Source organism: Metabacillus sp. SLBN-84, assembly GCF_053629595.1.
This window is the reverse complement of record NZ_JBRJIP010000003.1, coordinates 1-14,696: the sequence shown is the minus strand read 5'-3', so window position 1 is coordinate 14,696 and position 14,696 is coordinate 1. Positions and strand designations below refer to the sequence as shown.

The 14,696-nt window shown below is 49.5% G+C and carries 4 protein-coding genes, 9 tRNA genes and 5 rRNA genes; all 18 read right to left on the bottom strand.

All coding sequences use genetic code 11. From position 1 onward, the window contains the following. Positions 1 to 59 precede the first annotated feature (59 nt). Entirely contained in the window at positions 60 to 2,510 is a 2,451-nt protein-coding gene (gene clpC, locus RKD52_RS20305; protein WP_029282888.1) for an ATP-dependent protease ATP-binding subunit ClpC, read from the bottom strand. Continuing rightward, positions 2,507 to 3,598, bottom strand: coding sequence for a protein arginine kinase (locus tag RKD52_RS20300; protein WP_454101294.1), 1,092 nt, complete (start codon positions 3,596 to 3,598; stop codon positions 2,507 to 2,509). The genes clpC and RKD52_RS20300 overlap by 4 nt, the downstream gene beginning before the upstream one ends. Position 3,599: 1 nt before the next feature. Further along, positions 3,600 to 4,145 carry a UvrB/UvrC motif-containing protein gene (locus RKD52_RS20295; protein WP_454101293.1) on the bottom strand — a complete coding sequence of 182 codons (546 nt, stop codon included), beginning with the start codon at positions 4,143 to 4,145 and terminating at the stop codon, positions 3,600 to 3,602. A gap of 15 nt (positions 4,146 to 4,160) precedes the next feature. Then, positions 4,161 to 4,622: a CtsR family transcriptional regulator gene (locus tag RKD52_RS20290; RefSeq protein ID WP_029282894.1), complete on the bottom strand. Its 462-nt coding sequence runs from the start codon at positions 4,620 to 4,622 to the stop codon at positions 4,161 to 4,163. Between the two features lie 888 nt (positions 4,623 to 5,510). Further along, positions 5,511 to 5,626 (bottom strand): 5S ribosomal RNA (rrf, locus tag RKD52_RS20285). 89 nt (positions 5,627 to 5,715) lie between these two features. Beyond that, positions 5,716 to 8,646: ribosomal RNA gene (locus RKD52_RS20280) — 23S ribosomal RNA — on the bottom strand. Between the two features lie 203 nt (positions 8,647 to 8,849). Continuing rightward, positions 8,850 to 10,387, bottom strand: a 16S ribosomal RNA gene (locus tag RKD52_RS20275). Positions 10,388 to 10,546: 159 nt separating this feature from the next. Next, positions 10,547 to 10,622 (bottom strand) — tRNA-Ala (locus RKD52_RS20270). A gap of 14 nt (positions 10,623 to 10,636) precedes the next feature. Then, positions 10,637 to 10,713: transfer RNA gene (locus RKD52_RS20265), tRNA-Pro, on the bottom strand. Between the two features lie 5 nt (positions 10,714 to 10,718). Next, positions 10,719 to 10,795, bottom strand: a tRNA-Arg gene (locus RKD52_RS20260). Between the two features lie 15 nt (positions 10,796 to 10,810). Further along, positions 10,811 to 10,899: transfer RNA gene (locus RKD52_RS20255), tRNA-Leu, on the bottom strand. A 10-nt stretch (positions 10,900 to 10,909) separates the two neighbouring features. Then, a tRNA-Gly gene (locus RKD52_RS20250) sits at positions 10,910 to 10,981 on the bottom strand. 7 nt (positions 10,982 to 10,988) lie between these two features. After that, positions 10,989 to 11,069: transfer RNA gene (locus RKD52_RS20245), tRNA-Leu, on the bottom strand. A gap of 13 nt (positions 11,070 to 11,082) precedes the next feature. Then, positions 11,083 to 11,158: transfer RNA gene (locus RKD52_RS20240), tRNA-Lys, on the bottom strand. Between the two features lie 154 nt (positions 11,159 to 11,312). Continuing rightward, positions 11,313 to 11,388, bottom strand: a tRNA-Thr gene (locus tag RKD52_RS20235). 29 nt (positions 11,389 to 11,417) lie between these two features. Further along, a tRNA-Val gene (locus tag RKD52_RS20230) sits at positions 11,418 to 11,493 on the bottom strand. A gap of 32 nt (positions 11,494 to 11,525) precedes the next feature. Next, positions 11,526 to 11,641, bottom strand: a 5S ribosomal RNA gene (gene rrf / locus RKD52_RS20225). A 90-nt stretch (positions 11,642 to 11,731) separates the two neighbouring features. After that, positions 11,732 to 14,662: ribosomal RNA gene (locus RKD52_RS20220) — 23S ribosomal RNA — on the bottom strand. The 16S, 23S and 5S rRNA genes sit together here with 9 tRNA genes alongside, the layout of an rRNA operon. Between the last annotated feature and the right edge of the window lie 34 nt (positions 14,663 to 14,696).

Genomic DNA, 14,696 nt, shown 5'->3' with positions numbered 1-14,696 from the left:
AAACGAAATCGAGGCATACGTGAAAAATGTATGCCTCATGTTTGTTTCGCTTCTGATGATTATTTGATTTTCTCCGTTTCAGCTTCTGAAGAACTTTTTACAGTAAATTCTCCCTCTGTCACATCGAGAACAACTTTCTGGCCTTTTTCGATTGTGCCTTTAAGCAGCTCTTCAGACAGGCGGTCTTCAACATGCTTCTGGATCGCCCTTCTCAGCGGACGGGCACCATACTCAGGATCAAATCCTTCGTCGGCTATTTTCTCCTGGGCAGCATCTGTCAGTTCAAGCACAAGGTCCTGTTCGGCAAGACGCTTCATCAGCTGATCAGCCATAAGGGTAACAATCTCTTTAATGTGTTTCTTCTCAAGAGAGTGGAACACGATAATTTCATCTATACGGTTAAGGAACTCAGGTCTGAATGCTTTTTTCAGCTCATTCATAACCTTGCCCTTCATATCCTTGTAATCCTGCGCCTCATCCTGAACGTTGAAGCCAACGTACTTGTTGCGCTTCAGTTCGCTTGCGCCGACATTCGACGTCATGATTAAAATGGTATTTCTGAAATCGACCGTTCTTCCTTTAGAATCTGTTAATCGTCCGTCTTCAAGCACCTGAAGAAGAATGTTGAAAACATCAGGGTGAGCTTTTTCAATTTCATCGAGAAGAACAACAGAATACGGCTTTCTGCGTACTTTTTCAGTCAGCTGTCCGCCTTCTTCATACCCGACATATCCCGGAGGGGAACCAACAAGTCTTGATGTTGAGTGCTTCTCCATATACTCGGACATATCAATCCGGATCATGGCATCCTCATCGCCGAAGATGGATTCTGCAAGTGCTCTTGCAAGCTCTGTTTTACCTACGCCTGTAGGGCCGAGGAAAACAAATGACCCAATCGGGCGCTTCGGATCTTTAAGCCCTGCTCTTGCGCGGCGCACAGCCTTTGCAACAGCTACAACGGCTTCATCCTGGCCAATCACGCGGTTATGAAGAATCTGCTCCATGTTCAGCAGCTTATCTGTTTCTGTCTGGGCAAGGCGTGAGACAGGAATTCCAGTCCAGCTCGCAACAACCATTGCGATATCATCCACTGTCACTTCAGAATTTTCCTGACCCTGTTTTTCTTTCCATGTTTTCTTCGTTTCCTCGAGCTGCTCGCGCAGACGCTGCTCTGTATCACGGAGAGAAGCCGCTTTTTCAAATTCCTGGCTTTGAACAGATGCATCTTTTTCCTTGCGCACTTCCTCAAGCTTCATTTCAAGCTCTTTTAAGTTCGGAGGAGTTGTAAACGAACGGAGGCGAACCTTCGAACCGGCTTCATCAATTAAATCGATTGCTTTATCCGGAAGGAAACGGTCTGAGATATAGCGGTCTGAAAGCTTAACCGCTGCATCAATTGCCTCATCCGTGATGGATACTCTGTGATGAGCTTCATAACGGTCGCGAAGCCCTTTTAAAATCTGGATGCTTTCATCAGCTGTCGGCTCATCAACCTGAATCGGCTGAAAACGGCGTTCGAGCGCTGCATCCTTTTCAATATATTTGCGGTACTCATCAAGCGTAGTGGCCCCGATGCACTGAAGTTCTCCACGTGCAAGCGACGGCTTAAGAATATTGGAAGCATCAATTGCCCCCTCAGCGCCTCCTGCACCGATCAGTGTATGAAGTTCGTCGATAAACAGGATAATGTTTCCTGCCTGGCGAATTTCATCCATCACCTTTTTCAGACGGTCTTCAAATTCACCGCGGTATTTCGTGCCGGCTACAACAGTTCCCATATCAAGTGTCATAACACGCTTGTCACGGAGGATCTCAGGTACTTCGTTGTTCACAATCTGCTGGGCAAGGCCTTCTGCGATTGCCGTTTTACCGACACCAGGCTCCCCGATTAAAACAGGATTGTTTTTCGTTCTGCGACTTAGGACTTCAATGACCCTTTGGATTTCTTTGCTTCGCCCAATGACAGGGTCAAGACTGCCTTCGCGTGCAATGGCCGTCAAATCGCGTGCCAGACTGTCCAGGGTCGGCGTATTGGCATTGTTCATCGAACCGCTCTGGTGGCCAGAGCCGGACTCATTGCTGCCAAGCAGCTGGAGGACTTGCTGGCGTGCTTTATTTAAGCTTACACCGAGGTTATTAAGCACCCGTGCAGCCACACCTTCTCCTTCGCGGATAAGACCTAAAAGAATATGCTCTGTGCCCACGTATGAATGGCCTAGCTTTCTAGCTTCATCCATGGAAAGCTCAATCACCTTTTTAGCTCGGGGAGTGTAGTGTATCGTCTGTGAAATTTCCTGTCCTCTGCCGATGAGGCTCTCCACTTCTTTTTGAATTTTATCTGATCCAAGGCCAAGAGCTGTCAGCGCTTTTGCAGCGATGCCCTCACCTTCTCTTACAAGACCGAGAAGAATATGCTCTGTGCCGATATTGTTATGTCCAAGACGGACAGCTTCCTCTTGTGCTAATGCAAGAACCTTCTGAGCGCGTTCAGTAAATCTTCCAAACATCATCCTTCATCATCCTCCATCCTTCTGACCATTTCAAGGTTTAGTCTTTCTCTGATTAATGAAGCTCTTCTTATGTCCCGTTCATCCGGGCGCAATGCTCCTCCGGAATACTGCTGGAGAAATCCCGGCTGAGTCAGGATCATCAGCTCATTTAAAATATTTCTGGAAATATCTTTGATGATATTTAAATCAATTCCCAGTCTCACATCTGATAAACATTTTGCTGCTTCTTTGGATTCAATGATCCTGCTGTATGTCAGCGTGCCCAGAGATCTGAACACACGGTCCTCAAGCGGCACCTGCGACGTTTTATATAAAGCTTCCCGTGCAGAGCGCTCTTTTTCAATCAGCTGGTGCACCACACTCAGCAGATCTTCTGCAATATCATCCTCAGACTTGCCGAGAGTAATCTGATTGGAAATCTGAAAGATGTTACCTAATGCTTCGCTGCCTTCCCCATAAATTCCTCTAACAACCAGACCTAATTGATTAATAGCCGGAATAATTCTGTTCATCTGCTGTGTGAGCACAAGAGCCGGCAAGTGCATCATCACCGATGCCCTCAGCCCTGTTCCCACATTTGTCGGGCAGCTGGTTAAGTATCCTCTTTGTTCATCAAACGCATAATCAACCGAACCTTCCATCCAGTCATCAAGCCTGCTCGCTGCTTTTAAAGCTTCTTTCAGCTGCAGACCGGGATACAGACACTGAATGCGAATATGATCCTCTTCATTCAGCATGATGCTGACCTCTTCATTCTCAGACAGCAAACATGCGCCGAACGAAGAATCCTCTGCTAAATTCGGACTGATTAAATGCTTCTCAACGAGCACCCTTTTCTGAATAGGCTGCAAATCATCCATGCGGAGCATTTCAAGCTTGCCGATCTCATCTACGCTCTTATCCGCAAACGTCTCTTCAAAAAGAGAGAGAATATCCTGCAGCTCTTCATTCGAAGCAAAAGTCGGAAACCTGTACTTCTCAATGTTTCTTGCCAGTCTGACACGGCTGCTGAGAACAATGTCTGAATCAGGCCCATCCTTGCTCATCCAGGCACTCATCGCCTGGTTAATAAACTGCTGAAGCGACATATCAGGATTCACCTCCTCTGGAACTTTTTAACGAAAGTTCAAGCGAACGGATCTCATCCCGGATTTCAGCAGCCTTTTCAAACTCTTCCTGCTGAATTTGCTCTTTTAGATTCTGTTTTAATAACTCTATTCGTTTGCGGATGTGAATGCTACCGCCAATTCGCTCTGGAATCTTTCCAGCATGCACCGTATTGCCGCTGTGGACTCTTCTCAGAATCGGGTTAATTTGATCTTTAAACGTCCGGTAGCACTCGGAACATCCGAACCGTCCCACTTTTGTAAACTGCTGAAACGTCATCTCGCAGCCGGGACACTGCAGAACTTCATTTTTTTTAAAAACATCCTGCTTTGACGCGGAAACGGATGAATCCATGTTCAAAAGGCCTGCCAGCAGGTTATTAATAGAAAATCCTTTGCTGCTGTCAATGAATATGGAACTGTTGTTCTGAGCACATTTATCACAAATATGAACCTCAGTTTTTTCGCCGTTCACAACCTTCGTAAAATGAAATGTTGCCGGTCTCTCATTGCATTCCTGGCATATCAAGTCTGTCACCTGCTCTCATCGGTATTTCAAGGAAGTCAGCATGGCCTTTATCATTCTTGCCCGCAATTCATCCCTGTGCGGCAGTTCAATATATAAAACGGACCTGTCAATCACACTCAGCATGATTTTTGCTTCCCGTTCTGAAATGACATCTTCACTTACAAGCCTTAATATGAGATCTTCAGCAGATGACTGCGAGATCCGCCTGTCAATAATGCCCATGATCTGATCAATTAAATGCGCAGCATCATTCGACTTTACCTTTATAATCCGAATGTAGCCGCCGCCTCCCCTTTTGCTCTCTACGATATATCCTCTTTCAATCGTAAAACGGGTATTGATGACATAATTGATTTGTGAGGGCACACACTGAAACTTATCCGCAATTTCGCTTCTTTTGATTTCGACGATCTCCTTGCCGCTTGTCGTAAGCACCTGCTTCAAATACTGTTCAATGACATCCGAGATGTTCCGCACTCCGCCTCCCCCTAACTTGACTTTGACTATATTTGACTTTAACACTAATATAAAACGAACGAACCTTTTTTTCAACTCATAACTGCTCATCTATCTATTTCCATTATTAACGGCAGTGAAACGTTTTTAAACAGAATTTGCCGTATTATTTTAAATGGGAAGAGTAATGAAAGGAAGGTGGAGGAAGGATAATACTTTATGTATACGTCAACAATCGGTAATAATGAGCTGTTTTTCTGACCGGGATCCATTAAACGCAGCTTTTCTGCATAAGAATAAAAGTTCATGCGGCAAGGCATGCTTGGATTGGGTGGATAAGAGTTCGGCGGGAATTGCTATGGTATCCAGGTGCATGCTTGCCCTGTGAGATTGTTTTTCGGTTTTGGAGGGTATGTGATCGGGGCTTTTGCTTACCCTCCGAAATCATTTTGTTTTATTGGGTATGATTTGGGTGTTTGCTTACCCTCTGATATCGTTTTACGGTTTTACAGGATACGATTCGAGTGTTTGCTTACCCTCTGATATCGTTTTACGGTTTTACAGGGTACGATTCGAGTGTTTGCTTACCCTCTAATATCGTTTTACAGTTTTACAGGGTACGATTCGGATGTTTGCTTACCCTTTGATATCGTTTTACGGTTTAGCAGGGTACGATTCGAGACTTTGCTTACCCTCTGATATCGTTTTACAGTTTTAGAGGGTACGATTCGGATGTTTGCTTACCCTTTGATATCGTTTTACGGTTTAGCAGGGTACGATTCAGGTGATTGATTACCATCACTCATTATTTCTGGCGCAAATACCCTTGCCCAGGTTAAATTTACTTACATCCTATTCTTTTCCGAACAACAAAAAAGAACAGCATCTCTGCTGTCCTCTTTTCTGCGTGCCTGGCAACGTCCTACTCTCACAGGGGGAAACCCCCAACTACCATCGGCGCTAAAGAGCTTAACTTCCGTGTTCGGCATGGGAACGGGTGTGACCTCTTTGCCATCATCACCAGACAATATGCAATTGGTTGAAAGAGTTATTCTTTCAAAACTGAGTAACGTTTGATAACAAGATTCACGTGCAATTTACGCTTAGTTAGACTGTGGTTAAGTCCTCGAACGATTAGTATCTGTCAGCTCCACACGTCACCGCGCTTCCACCTCAGACCTATCAACCTGATCATCTTTCAGGGTTCTTACTCACAAATGTGATGGGAAATCTCATCTTGAGGGGGGCTTCATGCTTAGATGCTTTCAGCACTTATCCCTTCCGCACATAGCTACCCAGCGATGCCTTTGGCAAGACAACTGGTACACCAGCGGTGCGTCCATCCCGGTCCTCTCGTACTAAGGACAGCTCCTCTCAAATTTCCTGCGCCCACGACGGATAGGGACCGAACTGTCTCACGACGTTCTGAACCCAGCTCGCGTACCGCTTTAATGGGCGAACAGCCCAACCCTTGGGACCGACTACAGCCCCAGGATGCGATGAGCCGACATCGAGGTGCCAAACCTCCCCGTCGATGTGGACTCTTGGGGGAGATAAGCCTGTTATCCCCGGGGTAGCTTTTATCCGTTGAGCGATGGCCCTTCCATGCGGAACCACCGGATCACTAAGCCCGACTTTCGTCCCTGCTCGACTTGTAGGTCTCGCAGTCAAGCTCCCTTGTGCCTTTACACTCTGCGAATGATTTCCAACCATTCTGAGGGAACCTTTGGGCGCCTCCGTTACATTTTAGGAGGCGACCGCCCCAGTCAAACTGCCCGCCTGACACTGTCTCCCAGCCCGGTAAGGGCTGCGGGTTAGAATTTCAATACAGCAAGGGTAGTATCCCACCAATGCCTCCACCGAAGCTGGCGCTCCGGTTTCCAAGGCTCCTACCTATCCTGTACAAGCTGTACCAAAATTCAATATCAGGCTGCAGTAAAGCTCCACGGGGTCTTTCCGTCCTGTCGCGGGTAACCTGCATCTTCACAGGTACTATAATTTCACCGAGTCTCTCGTTGAGACAGTGCCCAGATCGTTACGCCTTTCGTGCGGGTCGGAACTTACCCGACAAGGAATTTCGCTACCTTAGGACCGTTATAGTTACGGCCGCCGTTTACTGGGGCTTCGGTTCAAAGCTTCGCTTGCGCTAACCTCTCCCCTTAACCTTCCAGCACCGGGCAGGCGTCAGCCCCTATACTTCGCCTTGCGGCTTCGCAGAGACCTGTGTTTTTGCTAAACAGTCGCCTGGGCCTATTCACTGCGGCTTTTCAGGGCTATTCACCCTAAAAAGCACCCCTTCTCCCGAAGTTACGGGGTCATTTTGCCGAGTTCCTTAACGAGAGTTCTCTCGCTCACCTTAGGATTCTCTCCTCGCCTACCTGTGTCGGTTTGCGGTACGGGCACCTCTCACCTCGCTAGAGGCTTTTCTTGGCAGTGTGGAATCAGGAACTTCGGTACTAAATTTCCCTCGCCATCACAGCTCAGCCTTATATGGGAAGCGGATTTGCCTACTTCCCAGCCTAACTGCTTGGACGCGCATATCCAACAGCGCGCTTGCCCTATCCTCCTGCGTCCCCCCATTGCTCAAATGGTGAGGAGGTGGTACAGGAATATCAACCTGTTGTCCATCGCCTACGCCTTTCGGCCTCGGCTTAGGTCCCGACTAACCCTGAGCGGACGAGCCTTCCTCAGGAAACCTTAGGCATTCGGTGGAGGGGATTCTCACCCCTCTTTCGCTACTCATACCGGCATTCTCACTTCTAAGCGCTCCACCAGTCCTTCCGGTCTGGCTTCGACGCCCTTAGAACGCTCTCCTACCACTGTTCGTAAGAACAGTCCGCAGCTTCGGTGATACGTTTAGCCCCGGTACATTTTCGGCGCAGAGTCACTCGACCAGTGAGCTATTACGCACTCTTTAAATGGTGGCTGCTTCTAAGCCAACATCCTGGTTGTCTAAGCAACTCCACATCCTTTTCCACTTAACGTATACTTTGGGACCTTAGCTGGCGGTCTGGGCTGTTTCCCTCTTGACTACGGATCTTATCACTCGCAGTCTGACTCCCGAGGAGCAAGTCTTTGGCATTCGGAGTTTGACTGAATTCGGTAACCCGATGAGGGCCCCTAGTCCAATCAGTGCTCTACCTCCAAGACTCTCATACTCGAGGCTAGCCCTAAAGCTATTTCGGAGAGAACCAGCTATCTCCAAGTTCGATTGGAATTTCTCCGCTACCCACACCTCATCCCCGCACTTTTCAACGTGCGTGGGTTCGGGCCTCCATTCAGTGTTACCTGAACTTCACCCTGGACATGGGTAGATCACCTGGTTTCGGGTCTACGACCACGTACTAATTCGCCCTATTCAGACTCGCTTTCGCTGCGGCTCCGTCTCATCAACTTAACCTTGCACGGGATCGTAACTCGCCGGTTCATTCTACAAAAGGCACGCCATCACCCGTTAACGGGCTCTGACTACTTGTAAGCACACGGTTTCAGGATCTTTTCACTCCCCTTCCGGGGTGCTTTTCACCTTTCCCTCACGGTACTGGTTCACTATCGGTCACTAGGTAGTATTTAGCCTTGGGAGATGGTCCTCCCGGATTCCGACGGGATTTCACGTGTCCCGCCGTACTCAGGATCCACTCTGGAGGGAACGAAGTTTCGACTACAGGGTTTTTACCTTCTATGACAGGCCTTTCCAGGCCGCTTCATCTACCCCGTTCCTTTGTAACTCCGTATAGAGTGTCCTACAACCCCAAGAGGCAAGCCTCTTGGTTTGGGCTGATTCCGTTTCGCTCGCCGCTACTTGGGAAATCGCATTTGCTTTCTCTTCCTCCGGGTACTTAGATGTTTCAGTTCCCCGGGTCTGCCTTCAGTACCCTATGTATTCAGGTAAAGATACTGTTCCATTACGAACAGTGGGTTTCCCCATTCGGAAATCTCTGGATCAAAGCTTACTTACAGCTCCCCAAAGCATATCGGTGTTAGTCCCGTCCTTCATCGGCTCCTAGTGCCAAGGCATCCACCGTGCGCCCTTCATAACTTAACCAAAATTGGTCAATCGTTTGTTTAGACTGTAAAGTCTAAGAAAATCACTATGGTAAGCGTAAATCTCAGTGAATTACTTGTTATCAATTACGTTATCCAGTTTTCAAAGAACAACCGGCAGATCAAGAATGATTGCCTTCTTTCATATAGAGAGAATGATCTCTCAAAACTAAACAAAAACCAAAAGCGACCTCATATCCTTAGAAAGGAGGTGATCCAGCCGCACCTTCCGATACGGCTACCTTGTTACGACTTCACCCCAATCATCTACCCCACCTTAGGCGGCTGGCTCCTTGCGGTTACCCCACCGACTTCGGGTGTTGCAAACTCTCGTGGTGTGACGGGCGGTGTGTACAAGGCCCGGGAACGTATTCACCGCGGCATGCTGATCCGCGATTACTAGCGATTCCAGCTTCATGCAGGCGAGTTGCAGCCTGCAATCCGAACTGAGAATGGTTTTATGGGATTGGCTAAACCTCGCGGTCTCGCAGCCCTTTGTACCATCCATTGTAGCACGTGTGTAGCCCAGGTCATAAGGGGCATGATGATTTGACGTCATCCCCACCTTCCTCCGGTTTGTCACCGGCAGTCACCTTAGAGTGCCCAACTGAATGCTGGCAACTAAGATCAAGGGTTGCGCTCGTTGCGGGACTTAACCCAACATCTCACGACACGAGCTGACGACAACCATGCACCACCTGTCACTTTGTCCCCCGAAGGGGAACCTTCTATCTCTAGAAGTGGCAAAGGATGTCAAGACCTGGTAAGGTTCTTCGCGTTGCTTCGAATTAAACCACATGCTCCACCGCTTGTGCGGGCCCCCGTCAATTCCTTTGAGTTTCAGTCTTGCGACCGTACTCCCCAGGCGGAGTGCTTAATGCGTTAGCTGCAGCACTAAAGGGCGGAAACCCTCTAACACTTAGCACTCATCGTTTACGGCGTGGACTACCAGGGTATCTAATCCTGTTCGCTCCCCACGCTTTCGCGCCTCAGCGTCAGTTACAGACCAGAGAGTCGCCTTCGCCACTGGTGTTCCTCCACATCTCTACGCATTTCACCGCTACACGTGGAATTCCACTCTCCTCTTCTGCACTCAAGTTTCCCAGTTTCCAATGACCCTCCCCGGTTGAGCCGGGGGCTTTCACATCAGACTTAAGAAACCGCCTGCGCGCGCTTTACGCCCAATAATTCCGGACAACGCTTGCCACCTACGTATTACCGCGGCTGCTGGCACGTAGTTAGCCGTGGCTTTCTGGTCAGGTACCGTCAAGGCGCCGGCAGTTACTCCGGCACTTGTTCTTCCCTGACAACAGAGTTTTACGATCCGAAAACCTTCATCACTCACGCGGCGTTGCTCCGTCAGACTTTCGTCCATTGCGGAAGATTCCCTACTGCTGCCTCCCGTAGGAGTCTGGGCCGTGTCTCAGTCCCAGTGTGGCCGATCACCCTCTCAGGTCGGCTACGCATCGTTGCCTTGGTGAGCCATTACCTCACCAACTAGCTAATGCGCCGCGGGCCCATCTGTAAGTGACAGCCGAAACCGTCTTTGAATGTCAAACCATGCGGTTTGACATAGTATCCGGTATTAGCTCCGGTTTCCCGGAGTTATCCCAGTCTTACAGGCAGGTTGCCCACGTGTTACTCACCCGTCCGCCGCTGACCTCCGAAGAGGTCCGCTCGACTTGCATGTATTAGGCACGCCGCCAGCGTTCGTCCTGAGCCAGGATCAAACTCTCCGAAGAAAATTTGTGACTCATAAATGTTGCTGACTTAAAAAATTTAAAACGTTTGGTACGCTTTTGGTTTTGTTTAGTTTTCAAAGATCATTTGCTGCCCAGTTGAGCAACTTTTAAATCATACCATTGCCGACTGGTTAAGTCAACAACTTTTTTAAAATTAATTGGTGGAGCCTAGCGGGATCGAACCGCTGACCTCCTGCGTGCAAGGCAGGCGCTCTCCCAGCTGAGCTAAGGCCCCGAAAAAAATGGAAATGGTCGGGAAGACAGGATTCGAACCTGCGACCCCTTGGTCCCAAACCAAGTGCTCTACCAAGCTGAGCTACTTCCCGTAATATGGCGCGCCCGATAGGAGTCGAACCCATAACCTTTTGATCCGTAGTCAAACGCTCTATCCAATTGAGCTACGGGCGCATATAAAAATGTGTGTGGTGCCGAGGACCGGAATCGAACCGGTACGGTAGTCACCTACCGCAGGATTTTAAGTCCTGTGCGTCTGCCAGTTCCGCCACCCCGGCTTATTCAAAGAGCGGAAGACGGGATTCGAACCCGCGACCCCCACCTTGGCAAGGTGGTGTTCTACCACTGAACTACTTCCGCAATATCATGCGGGTGAAGGGACTCGAACCCCCACGTCAAAGACACTAGATCCTAAGTCTAGCGCGTCTGCCAATTCCGCCACACCCGCATATTAAGGAAAATGGTGTGCCATGAAGGACTCGAACCTTCGACCCTCTGATTAAAAGTCAGATGCTCTACCGACTGAGCTAATGGCACAATATGAAAACACTCTTTTGATCCTGCGCAGACACATAAATCTCAGGAAGCTTAGTCAAGCAGCAGCTCGATTTATGTGCTGAAGCAAAAGCTTCGAAGTTAACTCGGTCGTGCTCTACCGACTGAGCTAATGGCACATATATAAGAAACCTAGTGGTGCCGGCGAGAGGACTTGAACCCCCAACCTACTGATTACAAGTCAGTTGCTCTACCAATTGAGCTACACCGGCATTTATAAAAAGTATGTCCAAAAATCATATGGTGGAGGATGACGGGCTCGAACCGCCGACCCTCTGCTTGTAAGGCAGATGCTCTCCCAGCTGAGCTAATCCTCCATACAGCACTTGCGTGCTCTTATAAACATACAGCCTGGCAACGTCCTACTCTCACAGGGGGAAACCCCCAACTACCATCGGCGCTAAAGAGCTTAACTTCCGTGTTCGGCATGGGAACGGGTGTGACCTCTTTGCCATCATCACCAGACAATATGCATTTTTGTTGAAAGAGTTATTCTTTCAAAACTGAGTAACGTTTGATAACAAGATTCACGTGCAATTTACGCTTGATTAGACTGTGGTTAAGTCCTCGAACGATTAGTATCTGTCAGCTCCACACGTCACCGCGCTTCCACCTCAGACCTATCAACCTGATCATCTTTCAGGGTTCTTACTCACAAATGTGATGGGAAATCTCATCTTGAGGGGGGCTTCATGCTTAGATGCTTTCAGCACTTATCCCTTCCGCACATAGCTACCCAGCCATGCCTTTGGCAAGACAACTGGTACACCAGCGGTGCGTCCATCCCGGTCCTCTCGTACTAAGGACAGCTCCTCTCAAATTTCCTGCGCCCACGACGGATAGGGACCGAACTGTCTCACGACGTTCTGAACCCAGCTCGCGTACCGCTTTAATGGGCGAACAGCCCAACCCTTGGGACCGACTACAGCCCCAGGATGCGATGAGCCGACATCGAGGTGCCAAACCTCCCCGTCGATGTGGACTCTTGGGGGAGATAAGCCTGTTATCCCCGGGGTAGCTTTTATCCGTTGAGCGATGGCCCTTCCATGCGGAACCACCGGATCACTAAGCCCGACTTTCGTCCCTGCTCGACTTGTAGGTCTCGCAGTCAAGCTCCCTTGTGCCTTTACACTCTGCGAATGATTTCCAACCATTCTGAGGGAACCTTTGGGCGCCTCCGTTACATTTTAGGAGGCGACCGCCCCAGTCAAACTGCCCGCCTGACACTGTCTCCCAGCCCGGTAAGGGCTGCGGGTTAGAATTTCAATACAGCAAGGGTAGTATCCCACCAATGCCTCCACCGAAGCTGGCGCTCCGGTTTCCGAGGCTCCTACCTATCCTGTACAAGCTGTACCAAAATTCAATATCAGGCTGCAGTAAAGCTCCACGGGGTCTTTCCGTCCTGTCGCGGGTAACCTGCATCTTCACAGGTACTATAATTTCACCGAGTCTCTCGTTGAGACAGTGCCCAGATCGTTACGCCTTTCGTGCGGGTCGGAACTTACCCGACAAGGAATTTCGCTACCTTAGGACCGTTATAGTTACGGCCGCCGTTTACTGGGGCTTCGGTTCAAAGCTTCGCTTGCGCTAACCTCTCCCCTTAACCTTCCAGCACCGGGCAGGCGTCAGCCCCTATACTTCGCCTTGCGGCTTCGCAGAGACCTGTGTTTTTGCTAAACAGTCGCCTGGGCCTATTCACTGCGGCTTTTCAGGGCTATTCACCCTAAAAAGCACCCCTTCTCCCGAAGTTACGGGGTCATTTTGCCGAGTTCCTTAACGAGAGTTCTCTCGCTCACCTTAGGATTCTCTCCTCGCCTACCTGTGTCGGTTTGCGGTACGGGCACCTCTCACCTCGCTAGAGGCTTTTCTTGGCAGTGTGGAATCAGGAACTTCGGTACTAAATTTCCCTCGCCATCACAGCTCAGCCTTATATGGGAAGCGGATTTGCCTACTTCCCAGCCTAACTGCTTGGACGCGCATATCCAACAGCGCGCTTGCCCTATCCTCCTGCGTCCCCCCATTGCTCAAATGGTGAGGAGGTGGTACAGGAATATCAACCTGTTGTCCATCGCCTACGCCTTTCGGCCTCGGCTTAGGTCCCGACTAACCCTGAGCGGACGAGCCTTCCTCAGGAAACCTTAGGCATTCGGTGGAGGGGATTCTCACCCCTCTTTCGCTACTCATACCGGCATTCTCACTTCTAAGCGCTCCACCAGTCCTTCCGGTCTGGCTTCGACGCCCTTAGAACGCTCTCCTACCACTGTTCGTAAGAACAGTCCGCAGCTTCGGTGATACGTTTAGCCCCGGTACATTTTCGGCGCAGAGTCACTCGACCAGTGAGCTATTACGCACTCTTTAAATGGTGGCTGCTTCTAAGCCAACATCCTGGTTGTCTAAGCAACTCCACATCCTTTTCCACTTAACGTATACTTTGGGACCTTAGCTGGCGGTCTGGGCTGTTTCCCTCTTGACTACGGATCTTATCACTCGCAGTCTGACTCCCGAGGAGCAAGTCTTTGGCATTCGGAGTTTGACTGAATTCGGTAACCCGATGAGGGCCCCTAGTCCAATCAGTGCTCTACCTCCAAGACTCTCATACTCGAGGCTAGCCCTAAAGCTATTTCGGAGAGAACCAGCTATCTCCAAGTTCGATTGGAATTTCTCCGCTACCCACACCTCATCCCCGCACTTTTCAACGTGCGTGGGTTCGGGCCTCCATTCAGTGTTACCTGAACTTCACCCTGGACATGGGTAGATCACCTGGTTTCGGGTCTACGACCACGTACTAATTCGCCCTATTCAGACTCGCTTTCGCTGCGGCTCCGTCTCATCAACTTAACCTTGCACGGGATCGTAACTCGCCGGTTCATTCTACAAAAGGCACGCCATCACCCGTTAACGGGCTCTGACTACTTGTAAGCACACGGTTTCAGGATCTTTTCACTCCCCTTCCGGGGTGCTTTTCACCTTTCCCTCACGGTACTGGTTCACTATCGGTCACTAGGTAGTATTTAGCCTTGGGAGATGGTCCTCCCGGATTCCGACGGGATTTCACGTGTCCCGCCGTACTCAGGATCCACTCTGGAGGGAACGAAGTTTCGACTACAGGGTTTTTACCTTCTATGACAGGCCTTTCCAGGCCGCTTCATCTACCCCGTTCCTTTGTAACTCCGTATAGAGTGTCCTACAACCCCAAGAGGCAAGCCTCTTGGTTTGGGCTGATTCCGTTTCGCTCGCCGCTACTTGGGAAATCGCATTTGCTTTCTCTTCCTCCGGGTACTTAGATGTTTCAGTTCCCCGGGTCTGCCTTCAGTACCCTATGTATTCAGGTAAAGATACTGTTCCATTACGAACAGTGGGTTTCCCCATTCGGAAATCTCTGGATCAAAGCTTACTTACAGCTCCCCAAAGCATATCGGTGTTAGTCCCGTCCTTCATCGGCTCCTAGTGCCAAGGCATCCACCGTGCGCCCTTCATAACTTAACCAAAATTGGTCAATCGTTTGTTTAGACTGTAAAGT